Below are 19,018 nucleotides of genomic sequence, written 5' to 3' on the forward strand. Positions count from 1 at the left end.
ATTGCCGCCGCCCCCCAATCCTGTGCATGCGCCCGGGGGGAGTGGGCTCACGTCGCAGATTGTGCGCCCTTACAGGAAAATCGGGCTTTTGGGAAGGGTGTATTGTCCGCTCTGCAAAGCCCGAACCTGCACAAACCGCACATTCCGGCGATGATCGCCGGAATGGCACGGAGATGTATGCACCACCGGATCAGGCGAGATGTTCAAGCCTGGTGCCGGGCAGACGGCCAAGGGCCGCCAGAATGGCACTGTCATTCGGCATCAGACAGGCCGCGGTCGACAGCGCATCGGCAAGGCCCGCCTCGGGCGCGGTGATCGTCACCAGCTGCCAGCGCGCAGGGGCCGGGTGGCCGGTGCGCGGATCCAGGATGTGACCGACCCGCCCCGCCGCATCGAAGGTGGTGCCAAGCGCCGAGGAACTGGCCAGCGCCCGATCCGCAAGGTCGACCTCACCGCCCGAGGCCAGCTGAACCGGCCAGGGCTTGCCGTCAGGCTGCGGGCCGAGCGCATGGAACTCGCCGGTGTCGATCAGGATGCGATCAAGCCCGCGCTCGCGCAGCAGCACCGCCACCTTGTCGGCGATGAAGCCCTGCGCGATGCCGTTCAGCGTCAGCGCCTGCCCCGGCGCCAGCGTGACACGGCGGCTGTCGTAGGCGACCTTCGTCCAGTCAACCTTTTGCAGCGCCGTCGCGATCTCGGCTTCGGTGGGGGCCCCGCCCGCGCTGAACCGGGTCGCATACAGCGCCCAGAGCGGCTGCACCGTCGGATCGAAAAGCCCCCCGGTCGCCGCATGAACGCTGTCGGCCTGCGCCAGACATTCGAGCAGTTCGAAGGGCGGCTCCGACAGGCTGCCCGCGGCATTCAGCCGGGCAAGGGCGCTGTCGGAGCGGTTCAGCGAAAAGATGCCTTCGAGCCGGGCAATCTCGGCGGCGGCGGCGCGGGTGATCGCCTCGGCCTGCGGGTGGTCGATGACGATCCGCGCCCGCGCGCCAAGGGCGATGCCCTGCCAGACATGGGTCGCAGCCCGCAGCGGCGTTGCGGCCAGCGCGGCGATGCCCGCGGAAATGCTCAGGAACCGGCGACGGTTGAAATTGGTCATCACATGCCTCCCATCATCTTGCCGTGGTCATGCGCCTTCAACCGGTCGCTGTAGTCTGTGTCATCCGCCGCCATGGCCTCAGGCGCGGAAGTGCCCAGTGCGCTTGCCGGGATGTCGTCCAATTTCATCGCCTGACCGCCGAATTGCGCGATGAAGGCCTGCGCGTCCTTGTCCTGACTGAAGGGGACAAACTCGGGCTGCTCCATCCCGCCGAGCCGCGACGAGCCGACGACATAGATCGCGCTTTGGGCGGAGATCCAGGGCAGCGTGCCGGGCTGCGCCCAGTCGCCCGCGCCCATGTCGGTGACATAGGTGGCCAGCACCGCGCCATCCTTCTCGGGCATGCGCAGATAGGCGACGACATCGCGGACCTGACTGAAGAACAGCGGCTTGCCGGGATGTTCCTGCAGATGCACCTGCGCCTTCGGGCCGCCGTGATCGAGGATGTTCATCTGGCAGAAATAACCCACGGCTTCCTCGGTCAGAGAGACGGGCTGCGGGATCGCGGCCTCTTCACGACAGGCGGCCAGAAGGCAAAGGACAAGAAGAAAGCGTTTCATGGCACGACCTTTCGGAAGGAGAGAAGGGCAAGTCCCCCGGAGACGAGGGGCCAGATCAGGACGGAGGCCGCCGATTGCCAGACCGGCACCGATTGCGCGGCGGCGGCAACCCCGGCGGCGACCGCCGTCGCCTGCGAGGCGGCAAGGTTGTAAAGCCGGAACGCATCAGCCGGGTTGGCCAGCAGGGTCAGCGGGAAGACCTGTTTGGTGAAAAAGCCGCCATTGTCGGCCACGACCGCCGCGAGCAGCGCGAGGTCATAAAGCACGACGGCGAGCAGCCAGAGCCCGATCGCCAGCCCCGCCGCGCCCGAGGGGCGTTTGGCGCGGGCCGAGATCGCATAGCCAAGGCCAAGAAAGGTGGCGCCAAGCGCAACCGAGGTCCAGATCAGCCGCACAAGCGCGCCAAGACCCTGCACCGAGGTCGGATCGAGCAGGAAGGCCGCCACCCCCGCCGCGCCATAGCCCGCCACCAGCGCCAACGTCAGGATGGCCAGATGCGCGACGGCCTTGCCCGCAAGGATCTGGCCGCGCCCGATCGGATAGGTGAGGATCAGTGAGAGCGTGCCACGCTCGGCCTCGCCCGCGACCGCGTCAAACGACAGCAAAAGCGCGATCAGCGGCACCAGATAGACCGAAAGGCTGGTGAGGCTCGCCACTGTCACCGAAAGCCGGTCGACCCCCAGACTGCCGGTCGGGCCGGAGCCCGCCGCGGTCAGGATCAGCGCGAAGACGACCATCAGCACGGCGGCAATGGCCAGCCAGCGGTTACGGGCGGCGATGCGGAATTCGGCCCGGGCAAGGGCAAGGATCGCCGTCATTGGCCGTCCCTCCGGCTGAAATGGCTGTAGATGTCTTCAAGTGAGGGCGGGATCAGCTCCAGATCGGTGACTGCCTCGCCCAGCGCGGCGACGCGCGCCAGAAAGGCCAGCTTCTGGCCCTGCGCGACGGACAGGTGAAACTGTGCCCCCTGCAACACCGCCTCGGGCAGGGCATCGGCCACGGTCGCGGCCCGCCCGAAAGCGGGGGTGATCTGCATCGTCACCGGCAGATCGGCCTCGGACCGCAGCGTCGAGAGCGTGCCCGTGGCGACCAGATGCCCGCCCGACAGGATCACGATCCGGTCGGTCCGCGCCTCCACCTCGGTCAGCGCATGCGACGAGAGCAGGATCGCCGCCCCCTCGGCCGCGAGTTCATCGAGCAGCGCGTAGAAATCCCGCCGCGACACCGGATCAAGACCCGAGGTCGGCTCATCAAGGATCAGAAGCTTCGGATGCCCGACCAGCGCCTGTGCCAGCCCGACCCGCTGCCGCATCCCCTTGGAATAGGTGCCGATCCGCCGCCGCGCCGCGCCATGCAGCCCGACCCGGTCAAGCAGACCGCGGGCCTTCGCCGGATCCTCGCCGCGCAGCGACAGGAAAAGCCGGATCTGCTCCTCGCCGGTCAGCGCGGGGTGAAAGGCGACGTTTTCGGGCAGATAGGCCACGCCCGCGCGCGCCTGCGCCGAACCGGGCGCCGCGCCCAGCACCGAGACCTGCCCGGCGTCATAAGGGATCAGCCCCAGCACGATCTTCATCAGCGTGGATTTGCCCGCGCCGTTATGGCCCAGAAGCGCCACCCGTTCCCCGGCGGCGACCTCGAAGCTGACAGCACTGAGCGCCGCAACCTCCTGATAGTGCTTAGTGAGAGAGGTCAGTTTCAGCATCTTCTTCGGTGTCTTTCATCCAGCGATCCCCCACTTCGGCCGCAGCGGCGGCCAGGTCGGGGGCGAGGGGAATTTCAAGGGGCGCCATCAGCGGATGGCTGTCGACGATGCCACCGGGAAGGGTGGCGGGGAAACTTTGCTGGCTCCAGCGGATCAGCTGCACGGCGGGCGAACCGGTCAACAGCCCGGCGGCCGGTTGCGACCACAGGATATGGTCCATCAGGTCATTGGGCCGAAACGCCTGATCGGCAAAGCCGTCGCCATTCAGATCAAAAGCGGCCAGGTCGGACCAGTAATTGCCGCGCCCGTCGAGGCTCCATTCGAGATCCCGCGTGCCGACATATTTCACCTGATTGCGGTTGCCGACAAAGGCGTTGCCGGTCACTGCATTTCGCGCCGATCCGGCAGTGTAGTGAATGCCAATGTCGCAGCCCTGAAAGCGGTTCCCGGCAATCAGGTTCTTGTTCGCGTCGTAAAGGAAGGTGCATTTCGCAGCGCCGATGACCAGATTGCCGATCACGTCGGCATCGTTGGTCGAGTTCAGCATCACCCCGTGGTCGCGATCATGAAGCGAGATGTTGCCCGTCACCTGCACCCGGCGCGAATACATCATCGCAAAGCCAAGGTGATTGCCGATCGAGATATTGTCCTCGACCGTGCTGTCGTTCGTATACATGTAGTGGATCGCAAAGCGCAAATCGCGAAATGTATTGCGCCGATAGGTGTCCTTCTTTGAGGCGTTGGAGAAGATGCCATCGCGGCCGTAGCGCACGGTGTTATCCTCGATCAACACGCCGGGCGCGTTCCAGACGTAAAAGCCGTTGCCGCGGGCGATCATGTGGGCGTCTTGCCGCCCGGTGATGTCATTCCCGCGCGCGGTGCTGTCGATGGCGCCGTGAAAGTCGATGCCGTGCATGTTGTCGCGCAGGATGTTGTTTTCGATCAGCGCGCGATGGACGCCCTTGACCACCTTGATCCCGGCGTCGATCTCTTCGTTGCGGGTGCCCGAGTTCTGCACGGTCAGCCCGCGCAGGGTGACGTCATCGGCGATCACGGTCAGCACCGTGCCGCTTCGGCCGCCGTCGATCACCGCCACACCCTGCCCGTCGAGCGTCAGCGGCTTGTCGATGGCGGCGGGGCCATAAGACCCCGCCGCCAGGTTCAGCACGTCGCCCGGACTTGCCGCGGCAATCGCGCTGCGCAGGGCTGCCTCGCCCGGAAAAACCGTGATCGTTTCCGCCTGCATGGGACAGGCGAAGAGGATCAGGGCGAGAGAGAGACAAGGCAGCCGCATCGCTTATGCCTTCGGACGCACGAACATCCGGCCGCGCATTTCCATGTGCAGCGCGTGGCAGAACCACTGGCAGTAATACCAGTAGACGCCCGGATTGGCGGCTACGAAGGTGACGGACGACGTCGCCTGCGGCCCGATCTCCATCGCGACGCCATGCCCGCCCATGGTGAAGCCATGCGTCAGGTCGTCGATGTCATCGAGGTTGGTGATGACCATCGTCACCTCGTCGCCCTCGTACACCTCGAAGCTTTCCATCGCATAGTTCGGCGCCTGAGCCGACATGTAGACGCGGACCTTGGTCGGATCGGCCTTGTCGCGGATGACAAAGGCCTGTTCGTCGTCCAGATCGACGCCATCGGCCTCGGCCTGTTTGCGGGTCTCGGCCCAGAACGGGTCGTTGCGGTCCCAGATCGACTTGATGTTCGTCATCTTCGAGGCATGCACGGCAATCGCATCATGCGGTTCGGCGAAGTTCGGGCCGTCGTGAATGACCTTCATCTTGTCGCCCGAAATGTCGATCAGCTGGTCGTTTTCCGGCTTCAACGGCCCGACGTTCAGGAACCGGTCTTTCGAGAATTTGCACAGGCAGACCAGCCACTTGCCATCGGCCTCAAGCGTTTCGCCCATCGAGGTCTTGAGGTGACCCGGCTGATATTGCACGTCGCATTTGTCAAGGATCGGATCGACCTTTTCGCCCGCGTAAAGCTTCTTCGCCAGCTCGATGTTCCATTTCACCACCTGGCTGTCGAGGAAGAGCGAGGTATAGACGTTGCCCTTGCCGTCAAAGGCGTTGTGCAACGGGCCAAGCCCCAGTTCCGGTTCCGCCACGACGACCGAACGCGGATCGACATCCGAGGCAAACAGCGTGTCCAGCTTCGTGACGTCGATCACCGTGACGGTGGGCGAGAGCTTGCCGCCAATGCACAGGTGCACCTTGTCGGGGGCCATGTTGCAGCCATGCGGGTTGTTCGCGACCGGGATGTAGCGGGTGTAGTTCTTGTTCGAGCCCTTGCGGCCGTCGATCACCTTGACGCCGTTCAGTTCCTGATAATCGCCCGCCGCGATGCCCTTTTCGATCTCGGCGATGTTGAAGACCACGACATGGTCCATGTCCGAAGCCGTCATCTCGGCCGTGTTCATGCCCATTTCGCTGTTGTAGCTGGTCGAGAACGCCCATTTGCCTTCGTAATCGGCATCGGTGTTGTCGAGGTTGCCCGAAACGATCACCTGCCAGGCCACATCCCACTTGTCGGCATCGACCGCGGTGAAGATGTTCACATAGGTCTTCACGTCGTCCATGGTCGAACCGTCGTTCACCAGCGGCGTTTCATCTTCGCCGTTGCAGAAGACATAGTTGGTGCGCGGCCATTTCTGCGGGCGCAGACCGTGGATCGCATGCGCGTTCGGCACTTCGAGGATGGCGTCGCATTTCATCACGTCGCCGCGCACACGAGCGACGCGGGTGTTCGCCTTGTCGTTCATGTAGAGGTAACGGCCGTCATACTTGCCCTCGGTGAAGGACATGTGGACGTGGTGCAAATCGCCGTTGTCGTGGATCTTCTTGCCGTTGGCGGCCAGCAGCTTCTTCGTTTCCGCGCTCATCGTGCGCTGATGGACACGGATCGACTCGTTCGTCAGACCCCAGCCGGTGGCCGAGCAGCGGTTGAACACCGGCACCCGCATCAGTTCACGCATCGAGGGCACGCCAAGAATACGCATCTCGCCGGTCTGGCCCGAGGACCAGAAGCCATAGTATTCGTCCAACTGGCCCGGGGCCACCTCGAAGCTGCCCGTCGCGCCTTCGGCCTGCGCCGCGCCGGCCGCGGCCAGCGTCGCCCCGGCCATGCCGGTGCCAAGTGCCAGACGCCCGCCAAGCGTGCCCGCCAGCGCCGCGCTGCCCGCGGTCGCACCCAGAAGCATCCTGCGGCTGATGCCGACTCTGGTTTCCTCGGTCATGGTCGAACTCCTTTGTCAGTTCAGTGAGAGGTATGGGGATGGTTGCGAAGATCACGCGGAGGCGTGGCCGACGCCGATGTCGGGGCCAGTGCGGCGCGGCGTTTGTCCTGACGGATCACAACGGGGCAGCGCGAATGGCTTTGGTAGAGCACCTGGCAATGCAGGCAGGTGACGCATTCGTTCGGGTTGATCTCCCCCGTCGGGTGGATCGCCTGCACCGGGCAGTCATGCGCGCAGACCTGACAGGGATTGCCGCAATCGTGGTAGCGCTTGAGCCAATCGAACATCCGCAGCCGCGCCGGGATAGCGAGCGCTGCCCCCAGCGGGCAGAGGTAGCGGCAATAGAACCGCTCGACGAAAAGCCCCGCCATCAGAAGCGCGGCGGCATAAGCGACAAAGGGCCAGGCGCGCATGAATTTGAGGATGATCGCGGTCTTGAAGGGCTCGATTTCCGCCAGATGCTCGGCCTGTTCGATCGAGCCCAGAGAGACCCCGAACAGCCCAAGGAAGATCATGTATTTGATCGGCCAGAGCCGTTCGTTGAGGCCCCAGGGCAGGGTCCATTGCGGAATGTGCAGGGCGCGGGCGATGCGGTTGGTGATTTCCTGCAACGCGCCAAAGGGGCAAAGCCAGCCGCAATAGGCCCCCCGGCCCCAGAACAGCAGCGCGGCGGCGACGGCAAACCACAAGATGAAGGTCAGCGGATCGAGCAGGAAGGCCTGCCAGCTGAAAGAGGTGGTCAGTGCGCCGAACAGCGCCATCAGGTTGACCACCGACAGCTGCGCATTGGCGTAAAAGCCAAGGAAGACCAGCGTCACGCTCAGGAAGGTCATGCGGAACCAGAAGAAGGCCCGGGCATTGCGCGTCATCGCGCTCTGGAAGAAAAAGACCAGTGTCAGCACCGTCAACATCGTCGCGGTGACGGCAATTTCAAGCTTCTTGCCCGCCCAGATCGAGCGCCAGAGGTTCGCCTGCGCGTCGGTCTCGTCCACCGGCGCAGTGTCGGCGGCCACGGCCACGACAATGGGTTTCAGGTAGCGGGACGGCAGCTGATAGGCGAGATCGAAGGTGGTGAAGAGCTTCTGTGTCGCCGCCACCGGACGCTGCACGAGCAGCTGCAGCCGGAACGGTTTTGCCGGATCGAAGCCGAGATCGGCGGGGATCTTGAACAGGTCGGTCTCGCCGAAATCGGGGGCCCCCTTCGCATCGAGCGAGACCAGACGGCGGTGGTCATGATCATGGAACCGCACCGTCACGTCATCTTGCACCAGCACGATGCGGTCGAAGATGCCGCCGCGCACATAGCCCGAGCCCTTGAAGGAATAGAGCCCGTTCGCCGCGATCGCGATGGCGGATTCGCCGGGCTTGAGCCAGGCCTGCAGGTTCGCGGCCTCGGCCGGGCCCAGAACCGCCTTGCCGATGCCGGGCACCGAGACCAGCGCCATGTTGAGGTCGATGAACGGCGTTTGCGGCGCGTCGCTCAGCGCCCGGGCGGCGGCGCGCGGATCGGCCAGCGCGGCGAAAGCCTCGTTCACCTGCCCGACATCGAGCGACAGCCGCCGCACCGTGCCGTCGCCCAGCATCGCCAGCCAGCCCTCGGGCGCGGTGGCGGCGGGGTCGATCTCGGCTTTCGGACCGGTCGCGACTTCGGCCTTCATGCCGCCAAGACCAAGGGCACGGGCGACCTTGATCCCCGAGCGCAGGATCGAATCGTCGATCACCATCACCGTGACGGTGGCGCCCGAAATGATCTGCAGATCATGGGCCGAGGCCTTGTCGGTGGCGGCCTTCGGCAGATCGACCCCCACATAGGAGCCGACGAGCGCCTTGACCTTGGCCTCGGGGATACCGACCAGAACGATCGGCTCGGAATGTTTGACAAGACGGGCGCCGATCACCTTGCCCGCGGGGTCCAGCGCCACCATCACATGGATCGGCTTGCCCGAATAGCCGGTGGTGCCGACGAAATCGGAGGTCACATAGACCCAGCCCAGCTGGGTCTGGCCCTGCAGCACCGGGGCAACCGCCAGATCCTCGCGCAGGGGGCCGAATCCATCGGCGCCCGGGACAAGATCGGCAGCCGCGATCTGCGGCAGGTATTTCTCGAGCACGGTGCCCCCGGCCAGAGCGGGCCCCGACAGCGCCGCCATCAGCCCGAATACAAGCCCGCAGAACACGGAGAGGAAAAAGGTCGGTCTTCGCATCAAGAGATCATCCGGACAGGGGCCGCGCACGGGGGGCCGCGGGCAGCGGGAGCAGGATCGGGCCGCGCCGGGATCTCGGCCGGGGCCGTGATCCAGAGGGGTTCGAAACGGGTGTCGGCCGCGTGGATCGCTTGGGCAGGGCGCGGAACGATCGCGCCCGCAGCGGCGGCAAGGCAATCGGGGCAGGCATCGCAATCAGCCGGGGTGGGGGCCGGGGCGGCATGTCCCTGCGCATCGAGCCAGACCACTTCGGTGCCGCCTGCGCTCGAGCAGATCTCCATCGGGCTCAGCCCCGCCTGCGCAGCGCAGGCCGCCGTGCTCCAGACGCCCGCCATCACCAGAGCCAGACAAAGGCTCAGGCGGAGGGCCAGGGCGGCCAGCGGCGTCAGACGCCGCGTGAGGGGCGCGGTGAAGGTCATGATCTCTCCCTAAGAAGGGATCCTGTCACCGACCTTGATTTAAGTCATGTAGAATGTCTTTTTTATCGAACCTCGACCGACAGGTTTTTTCGCGTAAGGATATTCGCATCTGTTCAGAGGTGACCCTTGCGCCTGACGACCTTCACCGACTACGCCCTGCGCCTGCTGATCTATACGGCGGGCAAGCCCGAGACACGTGTCACCATCGACGAGGTCTCGGACTGGTTCGGGATTTCCCGGGCGCATGTGAAAAAGGTGGTTCTGGCGCTCGCGCGCGGCGGATTTCTGGTGTCGAGCAAGGGGCGGAACGGCGGCTTCACGCTGGCGCGGCAGCCCGATCAGATCAATCTGTCGGATGTGATTCTGGCGACGGAGCCGGATTTCGGCCTGTTCGAATGCTATCTGACTGGCAATGAATGTCGGATTTCACGGCCCTGCCGGTTGCCCAACATCGCGAACGAGGCGCTGGAAGCCTTTCTGGGCGTTCTGGCGAAATACACGCTCGCCGATGTGATCTTGCGGCCGAAATACTTCCTGAACGAGGTCGATGGGCCGCAACCCCTGCGCGGGCCGCGGATCGACGCGCTCAAGATGAGCTGATCGCCAAGGGTGTCGGTCATCCATACCGACAGGATCGCGCCCGATCATCCCCCCCGATGACGGTTCAACGCCTGCCCCGGTCGCGCGGCCGAGGACACGCAACCCTTGTGCCAGATATACTTTATAAAAAGACTCCGATTGACTTTTCCGACAGTTTCCCTAGGTATTTCACAACGGAGGCCCGCAATGATCGTCTGTCACTGCCAGCACATCACCGACCGCGACATCCATGCCGCCATCGACTGGATGCGGGCTTCGGATCGTTTCGCACTGATCACCCCCGGCAAGATTTATCGTGCGCTTGGGAAACGCGCCGACTGCGGCTCCTGCATGCCGCTTTTCCTTGCAACCATGACAGGAAATGCCAATCTGGCTGTGCCTGCGGATCCACAAGCGGTCCCGGCGGAACTGCGCAATCTGCGACTTCGGCAACAGGGATAAGGAAAGGACGCAGCCATGAAAGGCGACGCAAAGGTCATCGAGTTTCTCAATGCGGCACTCCGGTCGGAACTGACCGCGATCTCGCAATACTGGGTGCATTTCCGGCTTCAGGAAGACTGGGGTCTTGCGAAAATGGCCAAGAAAAGCCGCGAGGAATCGATCGAGGAAATGGGGCATGCCGACAAGATCATCGCCCGGATCCTGTTCCTTGAGGGACACCCGAACCTGCAGAAACTCGACCCGCTGCGCATCGGCGAAGGCCCGCGCGAGACACTCGAATGCGATCTGGCGGGCGAGCATGACGCGCTGAAGCTTTACCGCGAGGCGCGGGACTATTGCGCCGAAGTGGGTGACATCGTGTCGAAGAACATCTTCGAAAGCCTGATCACCGACGAAGAAGGTCACGTCGACTTCCTTGAAACCCAGATCTCGCTTTACGACCGGCTCGGGCCGCAGGGATTTGCCCTGCTCAACGCCGCGCCGATGGACGCGGCCGAGTAAGTCCGGTCGGGTTCATCTTCGGCTCAGGGCCGCATCCCGCGCATCCGTCGGGGTCATGCCGAACCGATTGCGCAGCGCGGTGGCGAAATTCCCCGCGCTGCCATACCCCGCAAGATGCGCCGCCTGCGCAACACTGGCTCCGCCGCGCAAGGAGCGCAGCGCCATTTCCATACGTTCCGTCCGGATCAGCGCGCCCAGCGAGCTGCCCTCGGCCTCTCGCACGAGGCGTTCAAGACTGCGCAACCCGATCCCGCAGCGCCGCGCCAGATCCGGGGCGGCCAGCTTTTCACCCGCCGTCGCAACAATCTCGCGCCGCAACCGGGCAAGGATCGCCGCCCCGCCCTCGGGGCCAATCTGTGCCAGCGGTTCGGGTTGCCGTCCCGCCAGCCCTGCGATCACCTGATCGAGCAGCGTCATCCCCAGCGCCATCCGCCGCAAGGGCACCTCTTCGCGCAAGATCGCCCGGGCAGTTTCAAGGGACGCGGGACCGGGCAGAAACCGCAGCACCGCAAGATCCTGCGCCAGATCGGGCAGCGCCCCCGCCAGCGGCGCAGCGAGGTTTTCCAGCCAGTCGGGCGGCATCGCCAATGACAGCTTCGTCAGCGGTTGACCGAAGTTGTGTTCAAACACCACCTCGGTCGGCTGAGTGACGCGAAAAAGCGCACCATCGGGCAGCGTCCGGGCGTCCATCTCGATCCGCCGTCCGCCCAGCACGAAACGCTGATGCCCGGAAAGCAGCAAAAACACCATCAGTTTCGGCTCGACCCGGCTGGGGCCGGTCTCGATCACGCCAAGGCGCGGCTCGTTGAGAACGCCGAGTCGAAAATCACCGGGGAAGTGCTGGATGCTCATCGGAGGCTCGGAGGGGTTTGTCGGAATTTCAAAACGGTTTGACGGGTTGCCAGAGAGGCCGGGGATCGACCCGACCGGGGGTAGATTATAATACCTGACAAAATTACACAAGATAAGCTTCAGGAGACCAAGATGTCCCGACCTGCCCCCCTGCCCCGGTTCTCGCCGCTTCTGGCGGTGCTGATCTGTTCCACTGTGCTGTCGGCCACGGCGCTGCGGGCCGAAGACACGACCGAGCTGCAGCAGATCGACGTGACAAGCGGCGCGGTCGATGAAAACGTCACGGGCTATGTCGCGCAGGGCTCGCATGCGGGCACCAAGACCGCGACCCCGCTGACGAAGACCGCGCAGTCGATTTCGGTCGTTCCGGCCAGCCAGATTGCCGATCAGGGGGCGACTTCGGTCGCGCAGGCTTTGCGCTACACGCCCGGCATCTTCACCGAATATCGCGGCAGCTCGAACCTGCATGACGAAACCTTCGTGCGCGGCTTCTATTATGTGCCGCGGTTCCTGGACGGGCTGACCTTCGGATCGAACAGTTTCGGACAGATCGACCCGGCGCTGCTGGAGCGGATCGAACTGGTGAAGGGGCCGTCCTCGGTGCTTTACGGTCAGGCGAACCCGGGCGGGCTGATCGCGATGACAACGAAAAAGGCCGACGGCGCCCATCATGGCGAGATGACGACGACAGTCGGCACCGGCGATCGTGCGGGCCTGTCCTTCGACATCGGCGACAAGCTCTCGGACACGCTGTCGTGGCGGTTGGCGGGCACCGGCTGGCGCGTCGACACGCAGGAGAACGGGCTTGAGCAGAAACGGTTTTCCTTCGCGCCCTCGCTGACCTGGGCGCCGACCGATGACACCCGTCTGACCGTTCTGGCGATCGTGCAGAACGAACCGGATGCCGGGTTCCGCAACTTCCGCGAGGCGGTGGGCTCGCTGACGCCGACAGCGACCGGCAGTCTGGTGCCGTGGGATTTCCTGGTGTCGGACCCGGCCTGGGATCGTTCGACCCGCAACACCAAGGCGCTGGGGGCCGAATTCGAGCATGATCTGTCGGCCAGCACCACGCTGCGCGCCAAGGCCCGGCTGAGCAAGATCGACAGCGATTACCGCACCCTGACCTGGGGAGCGCTGGCCTCCGACGGGGTGACGATCTCGCGCACGGCCTCGGGCGGGACGGATGCGCTGCGCCAAGGGCTGGTCGATCTCTCGATCGAGCACCGCTTCCACACCGGCGCGGTCGAGCACACGCTGCTGGCCGGTCTCGATTATCAGGACAGCCACCGCGATTATCATTGGGGCTATGATTTCACCACCGCCTCGATCGACTGGACGAACCCGGTCTATGGGCTGAGCGACTTCGACCTGTCCGACCGCGTCAGCGACACCGATACCGACGCGCGCCAGACCGGGCTTTACCTGCAGGATCAGGCGACGGTGGGCAAATGGACGCTGTCGGCGGGGCTGCGCTTCGACGATTTCAAGAGCGAGATCACCGACAACCAGGCCGGAACCACCACCGTCTTTGACGACACCGCCACCACCGGCCGCATCGCCGCGCTTTACAGTTTCGACAACGGCATCGCCCCCTACATCAGCTATTCGACAAGCTTCGAGCCGGTGACGCAATCCTCGGGCACCTCGACGCCCTTCGATCCGACCGAGGCCGAACAGCTGGAGATCGGCGCAAAATGGGCCTCGGCCGACGGGCGGCTCTTTGCGCAGGCGGCCCTTTACGACCTCAGCCAGACCGGGGTGCTGGTCTACAACAACACCCTGTCGGCCTATGAGCAGATCGGCCAGATCGACAGCCGCGGGCTGGAGCTTGAAGGCCGGGCGGAGCTTGGGCAGGGCTGGAGCGTGATCGCGTCTGCGGGCTGGATCGATGCCGAGGTGAAGGAAACGACGAACGCGGCCGAACTGGGCAAGACCCCGGCACGGGTGCCGCATATGACCGCCTCGATCTGGGGCAAGTATACCGCAGAGGCAGGGTATGACATCGCCCTTGGCCTGCGCCATATCGGCAGTTCGCAGGGCAATTCCACGAACACCTTCGAAGTGCCTTCTGTGACGCTGGTCGATCTGGCGCTTGGCTATGATCTGGGCCGTCTCACGCCCGCGGCCGAGGGCGTACGGGCACAGCTGAACGTGCAGAATCTGGCCAACCGCGAGTATGTCGCCTCCTGCGCCAGCGCTTATGCCTGCTTCGTCGGCTCCGAACGCACCGTCACCGCCAGCGTGAGTTACAAATTCTGATGCGTCCCTCGCTTTCCCTCGGAGGGATCGTGCTGGCGGCGGGGCTTGCCCTGCCGTCAGCGTCCTTTTGCGATGGTCTGGCCCAGGGCGAGACCCTGTCGACGACCCTCTCCGGCGACGGGCGGCTGATCCCTCTTGCCGTGCCGGAACGCAGCTATGTCACCGGGCGCTTTCAGCCCGGTGGCGTCGAACAGGCGCTCGATCTGATCGGGCCGGGCGGTCGGTTGCGGGAACTGGCGCGCGGCAGCGATGGCGCGCAGGACTTCTACCTTGTCATGCCATCCGCGGGGGCGCTGCGGGTGACCGGCCCCGAGGGCAGCGCCTTTTCGCTGCGCCTGACCAAGGTGGTGGGGCCCGAAGCGCAGACCACACCACCGACGGCTTATCTCAGCCCGAAGATCGCCGCCTTGGCCGAGGCCGTGGCGCAAGGCGGTGACACCACGGCCTTCTGGGCCGAGGTGACGCGAGAGGGCACGCCCCTTGTGGAACCGGCGGATGACGGGCTGATCCTGACCTTCCTTTACCGCGGTCCGGTGCGGAATGTGCGCCTGATCGGCGGCCCTTCGAGCGATCACGACTGGCTGAGCCGTCTGGGGACATCGGATGTCTGGTATCGCAGCTATCGCGTCAGCCCGGACATCCGGCTGGCCTACCGGCTTGCGCCCGACGTGCCCGAGATGACCGGCTCGATCCGGGCGCAGCGCATGGCCCTTCTGGCGACCATCGGCCCCGATCCGCTGAACCTCCGCCCCTGGCCCGAGGAAAGCGGCAGCGCCTCGGTCTATGAAGGCCCCGCAGCACCGCCGCAACCGGGCTTTCCCGCCAGGGCACTGGCGGTCGAGGAAAGCCGCTTCGCCTCGAAGATCCTGCACAACACCCGTCGCATACAGTTTTTCCGCAGCACCGGCTTTTCGCCCGATGATCCGCGGGCGCTGTTGCTCTTCGTCTTCGACGGGCCGACGGCAGTGCGGGATTGGCGCGTTCCCGGCGCGCTTGAGACGCTGGTCTCAGAAGGGCGCCTGCCGCCCTTGGCCGTGGTCTTCATCGACCCGATCGATGGGGATACCCGCAGCGCAGAACTGCCGGGCAACCCGGATTTCAGCCGCGCGATGGCCGAGGAGTTTCTGCCCTTCGCCGCCGCGCATCTGCGGATGACGCCGGAGCCCGCGCGTACGGTTCTGGCGGGCGCCAGCTTTGGCGGGATCGGTGCGGCACGGATCGCGCTGGATCACCCCGACCGTTTCGGCGCGGCGATTGCGCTGTCGCCTTCGTTCTGGTGGGGCCCCGAGGGGCGGGGCCAGCAGCCGCTGGTCTGGATGGCAGAGCGGTTTCTGGAAGCGGCCCGGCTGCCGCGGCTGGTGTTGACCGCGGGCGCCTATGAAACCGCCCGCAGCGGTGCCGAGGGGCCGGCCCCCGACGATCTGCGCGAAAGCGGACGTCAGGTCTATGCCGCGCTCCGGGGTCGCGGCGCCGATGTCACCTTCCTGCCCCATACCGGCGGGCACGACAACTTCATCTGGCGCGGCGAGCTGACCGAGGGGCTGATCCGCCTTTACGGCAAGTGATGCAGAACCAGTGGCCGCCCCCGGTGGGCGGCCACCTCGATTTCGGTGTCGTAAAGCGCCGACAGGACCGGCCCGGTCAGCACCTCCTCGGGCTTGCCCAAAGCCACCACCGCCCCCGCCTTCATCGCCACCACATGATCGGCCCAGGCGGCGGCAAAGTTCAGATCGTGCAGCACGATCAGAACCGATCCCCCCGCGTCGCGCAGCCGCGCCAGATGCGCCATCAGCGCCCGTGCATGGGCCAGATCGAGGTTGTTCAGCGGTTCATCGAGGATCAGCCAGGGCGTTTCCTGCGCCGCCGCCATCGCCAGATGTGCCCGTTGCGCCTGCCCGCCCGAAAGCGTGTCCAGGAAGCGGTGCGCCAAGGGCTCCAGTTCGAAATCGCGCAGCGCCCGGATGATCGCGGCTTGATCGGATGGCCCCGGATGGCCCTGGCAATGCGGCCAGCGGCCGAAAGCCACAAGTTCCCGCACCCGCAACCGCGAGGCGAGCCCGGTGTGCTGTCCCATGAAGGCGAGTTCCCGTGCCAGACGCGCGCCAGATGTCGCCGCAACATCGAGCCCGTTCACCCGCACCGTCCCGGGCGGCGGCGTCTCGATCCGCGCAATCAGCCGCGAGAACGTCGATTTCCCCGCCCCGTTCGGGCCAATCAGCGCGGTGATCTTCCCCGCGGGCAGGGTCAGCGTCGTCGGCGCCAGAATCTGCGTCCCGCCCACCGTAAAAGACAGGTCTGCCACCTCGATCATCGGATTTTCCCTCGCATCAACAGGATCAGGAACAAAAGCCCGCCACCGCATTCCAGCACGACGCTGAGCGTGGCCTTGAGGCCCAGCACCCGCTCGAACACCCATTGCCCGCCGATCAACCCGATCAGCGCCAGCCCGACCGCGAGCAGCAGAAGCTGCCGATGCGGTGCCCCGGGCGCGACGCTTTGCGCCAGCCCCGCCACGATCAGCCCAAAGAAGGCGATCGGCCCGACCAGCGCCGTGGCCGTCGCGGTCAGCACCGCTACCAGCGCGAGCGTGCCCCTCACCATTGCCCGATGCGGCAGGCCAAGCGAGAGCGCCCGATCCCGCCCCAAAGCCAGCACGTCAAGCCGCGGCCCCAGCCAGAGCGCCAGCGCCATCGCGGGAACAGCCAGTATGGCGGCGTAAAGCAGTGTCTCGACCGAGGGGCGGGAGAAATTGGCGAAACTCACCGATTGCACGACGGCATTGGCATTCGGGTCCAGCACCCGCATCACCAGCACCGATCCGGAGCGGAACAGGATGCCCAGAATCACCCCGCTCAGGATCGTGCGGCCGATGTCGGCGCCCCGCGCGCGGCCCAGAAGCGTGCCGAACAGCACCGCGGCAAGGCTCGCCATCAGCGCGGTCTCGATCAGGAATTTCGGCCCGGCAGGCAGGGCGGCAAAGCCCGAGATGCCAAGGCTCGCCAGCGCAAGGCTCTGCACCAGCAGATAAAGCGCATCGAAGCCCATGATCGAGGGCGTCAGGATACGGTTTTGCGCCACGGTCTGAAACAGCACCGTCGCCATCGCGACCGAGGCCGCCACCAGCGCCAACGCCGTCAGTTTGCCCGCCCGCAAGGAAAGCACAAAACCGGCATTTCCGGAGAGACCCTGAAACAACCAAAGCCCGGTGACCAGCATCACGCCCGCCGCCAGGGCGATCCAAAGCCTAGCGCCCATCGCGGTCGCCTCGCCACAAAAGCCACAGGAAGGCAAGCGCCCCGATCACGCCCAGAATCGTCCCGGCCGGGATCTCGTAGGGATGAATGAGGATGCGCCCCAGCAGATCGCAGGCCAGCACCAGCCCCGCCCCCGCCAGCGCGACGACCGGCAGGGCGGCCCGCAGATTGTCGCCCATCACCCGCGTCACCAGATTGGGCACGATCAGCCCGACAAAGGGAAACATGCCGACCGTCACCACCACCATCGCCGTCACGATCGCCACCACCGCAAGGCCAAGGCGCAGCACCGCCCGCGGGTTCAGGCCAAGGGCGGTCGCCGCCTCGGGGCCGAGGCCAAGGATCGCAAAGCGGTCGGCGGCGAACCAGCTCAGCGCCACTGCCCCCCCCGCAAACCACAAAAGTTCATAGCGCCCGGCAATGACGCCGGAAAATTCGCCTGACATCAGCCAGACCGAGACATAGGGCAGGAGGTCGGTTTCCCAGCCCACAAAAGTCACGCCCGCACCCAGAACACCCGAAAGGATCAGACCGGCCAAGGGCACCAGATAGACCTCGCGCGCGGGCAGTCGGCGGATCAGCGCGGCGAAAAGAACGGCGCCGACAAGGGCCGAAAGGGCGGCCACGATCATCTTGAGCCAGATCGGCGCGGCGGGGGCAACCAGCGTGACGGCCAGAAGCCCGGCCGCCGCCGCCTCGGGCGTGCCCGCCGTGGCGGGCTCGACGAAGCGGTTGCGCACGATCTGCTGCATCACCACGCCCGCCACGGCCAGCGCCGCCCCGGTCAGGATCGCCGCCGCCGTGCGCGGCAGGCGCGAGACGCCCAGAAGAAGCGCGGCCCGGCCATCCAGACTGGCCGCGCCCACGAACAGGCTGGCGCAGGCAAGCAGGCCAAGCGCAACTAGCGCAAGCATCAACGGGCGCGGCATCGGCGCTCAGCCTTTCAGCGCGGCCAGAAGTTCGCCCAGATTCTCCATCAGCGCCTGATAGCCGCCGCCCGCGACATAAAGATCGGCGGCATTCAGCATCACCACATGCCCGGCCTTCGCCGCCTTGGTGCCCGCCACCAGCGGGTTGTTCAGCGTCTCGGCAGCCGAGGGCCCCTCGGCTCCGGTGGCGGCACCGCGATCCACCACGATCAGCCAGTCGGGATCGACCTCGGCAATGAATTCAAACGAGATCGCATCGCCATGCACCTCGGGTTTCAGCGCCGGATAGGCCTCGGGCAAGCCGACCGTGTCATGCAGCCAGCCAAAGCGCGAGCCGCGACCATAGGCGGAAATCTTCGGCCCGTTCGTCAGCACGATCAGCGCATCGCCCTTGCCCTTTGCCGCCGCCTGCACCTTGGTGATGCGGTCCTCAAGCGCGGCCTCCAGTTCTGCCGCCTTTGCCTCCTTGCCAAAGAGCCTGCCATAGGCGGCCAGCCGGGCCCGGGCATCGCCCACGACATCCGCAGCAATCGACATGTCGATCGTCGGTGCCACCTGCGCCACGGCATCGAATTGCGCCGCCGAGCGCGCCCCCACCACGATCAGATCGGGCGCGAGGGTCGAAAGCGCCTCGAGGTCGGGTTCGAACAGCGTGCCGATCGGCACCGCGCCCTTCGGGTCAAGATATTTGACGTAAAGCTTTTCCGGCAGACCGGTGGGCGTGACACCCAGCGCCGCAAGCGTATCGGCGGCGGCCACATCGAAAACCGCCACCGAGGCTGGGGCGACAGGCAGGCTCACCGGACCGCGGGCGGTGGGGATCTCGACAGGATCTGCAAGAACGGGAATAGCGGCCAGCGACAGCGCCGCCACAAGCGCGAAGCGTTTCATCGGGTTTCTCCGGGTTTGGCGTGGCTGAAACTGGCTTCGCATTGCCGGAATAGCCGC

At 65.5% G+C, this 19,018-nt stretch carries 17 protein-coding genes; 4 read left to right on the top strand and 13 right to left on the bottom strand.

Annotation, left to right across the window (positions count from 1 at the left end; translation table 11 throughout):
* Nucleotides 1-190: 190 nt before the first annotated feature.
* Genes ACTTAI_RS18215 through ACTTAI_RS18250 form a run of 8 tightly spaced genes read right to left on the bottom strand, consistent with a single transcriptional unit; the run spans nt 191 to nt 9,234 of the window.
* Nucleotides 191-1,099, bottom strand: a complete 909-nt coding sequence (locus ACTTAI_RS18215) for an FAD:protein FMN transferase (protein WP_444452903.1) — start codon at nt 1,097-1,099, stop codon at nt 191-193.
* Nucleotides 1,099-1,659: a nitrous oxide reductase accessory protein NosL gene (locus ACTTAI_RS18220; RefSeq protein WP_444452904.1), complete on the bottom strand. Its 561-nt coding sequence runs from the start codon at nt 1,657-1,659 to the stop codon at nt 1,099-1,101. The genes ACTTAI_RS18215 and ACTTAI_RS18220 overlap by 1 nt, the downstream gene beginning before the upstream one ends.
* A complete protein-coding gene (locus ACTTAI_RS18225; protein WP_444452905.1) occupies nt 1,656-2,477 on the bottom strand; it encodes an ABC transporter permease in 822 nt (273 codons plus the stop codon). The genes ACTTAI_RS18220 and ACTTAI_RS18225 overlap by 4 nt, the downstream gene beginning before the upstream one ends.
* A complete protein-coding gene (locus ACTTAI_RS18230; RefSeq protein WP_444452906.1) occupies nt 2,474-3,361 on the bottom strand; it encodes an ABC transporter ATP-binding protein in 888 nt (295 codons plus the stop codon). Before ACTTAI_RS18230 ends, ACTTAI_RS18225 begins: the two co-directional genes overlap by 4 nt.
* Nucleotides 3,336-4,655, bottom strand: coding sequence for a nitrous oxide reductase family maturation protein NosD (locus ACTTAI_RS18235; protein ID WP_444452907.1), 1,320 nt, complete (start codon nt 4,653-4,655; stop codon nt 3,336-3,338). Before ACTTAI_RS18235 ends, ACTTAI_RS18230 begins: the two co-directional genes overlap by 26 nt.
* A 3-nt stretch (nt 4,656-4,658) precedes the next feature.
* Nucleotides 4,659-6,611: a TAT-dependent nitrous-oxide reductase gene (gene nosZ, locus ACTTAI_RS18240; protein ID WP_444452908.1), complete on the bottom strand. Its 1,953-nt coding sequence runs from the start codon at nt 6,609-6,611 to the stop codon at nt 4,659-4,661.
* 20 nt (nt 6,612-6,631) lie between these two features.
* Complete coding sequence (locus ACTTAI_RS18245) at nt 6,632-8,815, bottom strand: 4Fe-4S binding protein (RefSeq protein ID WP_444452909.1); 2,184 nt, start codon at nt 8,813-8,815, stop codon at nt 6,632-6,634.
* Entirely contained in the window at nt 8,815-9,234 is a 420-nt protein-coding gene (locus tag ACTTAI_RS18250; RefSeq protein WP_444452910.1) for a hypothetical protein, read from the bottom strand. Before ACTTAI_RS18250 ends, ACTTAI_RS18245 begins: the two co-directional genes overlap by 1 nt.
* Before the next feature lie 126 nt (nt 9,235-9,360).
* On the opposite strand from ACTTAI_RS18250, the gene ACTTAI_RS18255 reads away from it, so the two are divergent.
* A complete protein-coding gene (locus tag ACTTAI_RS18255) occupies nt 9,361-9,834 on the top strand; it encodes an RrF2 family transcriptional regulator (RefSeq protein WP_444452911.1) in 474 nt (157 codons plus the stop codon).
* 456 nt (nt 9,835-10,290) lie between these two features.
* Nucleotides 10,291-10,776 carry a bacterioferritin gene (gene bfr / locus ACTTAI_RS18260; RefSeq protein WP_013066657.1) on the top strand — a complete coding sequence of 162 codons (486 nt, stop codon included), beginning with the start codon at nt 10,291-10,293 and terminating at the stop codon, nt 10,774-10,776.
* 12 nt (nt 10,777-10,788) lie between these two features.
* Here the strand turns inward: bfr and ACTTAI_RS18265 are convergent, their stop codons facing one another.
* Entirely contained in the window at nt 10,789-11,628 is an 840-nt protein-coding gene (locus tag ACTTAI_RS18265; RefSeq protein ID WP_444452912.1) for a helix-turn-helix transcriptional regulator, read from the bottom strand.
* Nucleotides 11,629-11,760: 132 nt separating this feature from the next.
* Here ACTTAI_RS18265 and ACTTAI_RS18270 point away from each other — a divergent pair, with 132 nt between their 5' ends.
* Together ACTTAI_RS18270 and ACTTAI_RS18275 are read left to right on the top strand one after the other, a co-directional pair.
* A complete protein-coding gene (locus ACTTAI_RS18270; RefSeq protein ID WP_444452913.1) occupies nt 11,761-13,887 on the top strand; it encodes a TonB-dependent siderophore receptor in 2,127 nt (708 codons plus the stop codon).
* Entirely contained in the window at nt 13,887-15,452 is a 1,566-nt protein-coding gene (locus tag ACTTAI_RS18275) for an enterochelin esterase domain-containing protein (protein ID WP_444452914.1), read from the top strand. Before ACTTAI_RS18270 ends, ACTTAI_RS18275 begins: the two co-directional genes overlap by 1 nt.
* On the opposite strand, the gene ACTTAI_RS18280 is transcribed toward ACTTAI_RS18275, so the two are convergent.
* From ACTTAI_RS18280 to ACTTAI_RS18295, 4 genes are read right to left on the bottom strand one after another with little or no spacing between them, the layout of a single operon-like run.
* Nucleotides 15,440-16,198 (bottom strand): iron ABC transporter ATP-binding protein, encoded by a 759-nt coding sequence (locus ACTTAI_RS18280; RefSeq protein ID WP_444452915.1) that lies wholly within the window; start codon nt 16,196-16,198, stop codon nt 15,440-15,442. The two genes, ACTTAI_RS18275 and ACTTAI_RS18280, sit on opposite strands and share 13 nt — an antisense overlap.
* Nucleotides 16,195-17,142, bottom strand: coding sequence for an iron chelate uptake ABC transporter family permease subunit (locus ACTTAI_RS18285; RefSeq protein ID WP_444452916.1), 948 nt, complete (start codon nt 17,140-17,142; stop codon nt 16,195-16,197). The genes ACTTAI_RS18280 and ACTTAI_RS18285 overlap by 4 nt, the downstream gene beginning before the upstream one ends.
* The gene (locus ACTTAI_RS18290; RefSeq protein WP_444452917.1) at nt 17,132-18,070 is read right to left on the bottom strand and encodes an ABC transporter permease; all 939 of its coding nucleotides are present in this window, start codon (nt 18,068-18,070) and stop codon (nt 17,132-17,134) included. Before ACTTAI_RS18290 ends, ACTTAI_RS18285 begins: the two co-directional genes overlap by 11 nt.
* Nucleotides 18,071-18,076: 6 nt before the next feature.
* Nucleotides 18,077-18,961 (bottom strand): siderophore ABC transporter substrate-binding protein, encoded by an 885-nt coding sequence (locus ACTTAI_RS18295; protein ID WP_444452918.1) that lies wholly within the window; start codon nt 18,959-18,961, stop codon nt 18,077-18,079.
* Between the last annotated feature and the right edge of the window lie 57 nt (nt 18,962-19,018).

It is taken from the genome of Rhodobacter capsulatus (assembly GCF_052363175.1).
GTDB classification, from domain to species: domain Bacteria; phylum Pseudomonadota; class Alphaproteobacteria; order Rhodobacterales; family Rhodobacteraceae; genus Rhodobacter; species Rhodobacter capsulatus_D.

Coding starts and splice junctions, on each gene's coding strand:
- ACTTAI_RS18245 (WP_444452909.1), bottom strand. CDS start 8,815: ATGCGAAGACCGACCTTTTTCCTCTCCGTGTTCTGCGGGCTTGTATTC.
- ACTTAI_RS18215 (WP_444452903.1), bottom strand. CDS start 1,099: ATGACCAATTTCAACCGTCGCCGGTTCCTGAGCATTTCCGCGGGCATC.
- ACTTAI_RS18265 (WP_444452912.1), bottom strand. CDS start 11,628: ATGAGCATCCAGCACTTCCCCGGTGATTTTCGACTCGGCGTTCTCAAC.
- ACTTAI_RS18220 (WP_444452904.1), bottom strand. CDS start 1,659: ATGAAACGCTTTCTTCTTGTCCTTTGCCTTCTGGCCGCCTGTCGTGAA.
- nosZ (WP_444452908.1), bottom strand. CDS start 6,611: ATGACCGAGGAAACCAGAGTCGGCATCAGCCGCAGGATGCTTCTGGGT.
- ACTTAI_RS18270 (WP_444452913.1), top strand. CDS start 11,761: ATGTCCCGACCTGCCCCCCTGCCCCGGTTCTCGCCGCTTCTGGCGGTG.
- bfr (WP_013066657.1), top strand. CDS start 10,291: ATGAAAGGCGACGCAAAGGTCATCGAGTTTCTCAATGCGGCACTCCGG.
- ACTTAI_RS18230 (WP_444452906.1), bottom strand. CDS start 3,361: ATGCTGAAACTGACCTCTCTCACTAAGCACTATCAGGAGGTTGCGGCG.
- ACTTAI_RS18235 (WP_444452907.1), bottom strand. CDS start 4,655: ATGCGGCTGCCTTGTCTCTCTCTCGCCCTGATCCTCTTCGCCTGTCCC.
- ACTTAI_RS18285 (WP_444452916.1), bottom strand. CDS start 17,142: ATGGGCGCTAGGCTTTGGATCGCCCTGGCGGCGGGCGTGATGCTGGTC.
- ACTTAI_RS18225 (WP_444452905.1), bottom strand. CDS start 2,477: ATGACGGCGATCCTTGCCCTTGCCCGGGCCGAATTCCGCATCGCCGCC.
- ACTTAI_RS18290 (WP_444452917.1), bottom strand. CDS start 18,070: ATGCCGCGCCCGTTGATGCTTGCGCTAGTTGCGCTTGGCCTGCTTGCC.
- ACTTAI_RS18280 (WP_444452915.1), bottom strand. CDS start 16,198: ATGATCGAGGTGGCAGACCTGTCTTTTACGGTGGGCGGGACGCAGATT.
- ACTTAI_RS18275 (WP_444452914.1), top strand. CDS start 13,887: ATGCGTCCCTCGCTTTCCCTCGGAGGGATCGTGCTGGCGGCGGGGCTT.
- ACTTAI_RS18295 (WP_444452918.1), bottom strand. CDS start 18,961: ATGAAACGCTTCGCGCTTGTGGCGGCGCTGTCGCTGGCCGCTATTCCC.
- ACTTAI_RS18250 (WP_444452910.1), bottom strand. CDS start 9,234: ATGACCTTCACCGCGCCCCTCACGCGGCGTCTGACGCCGCTGGCCGCC.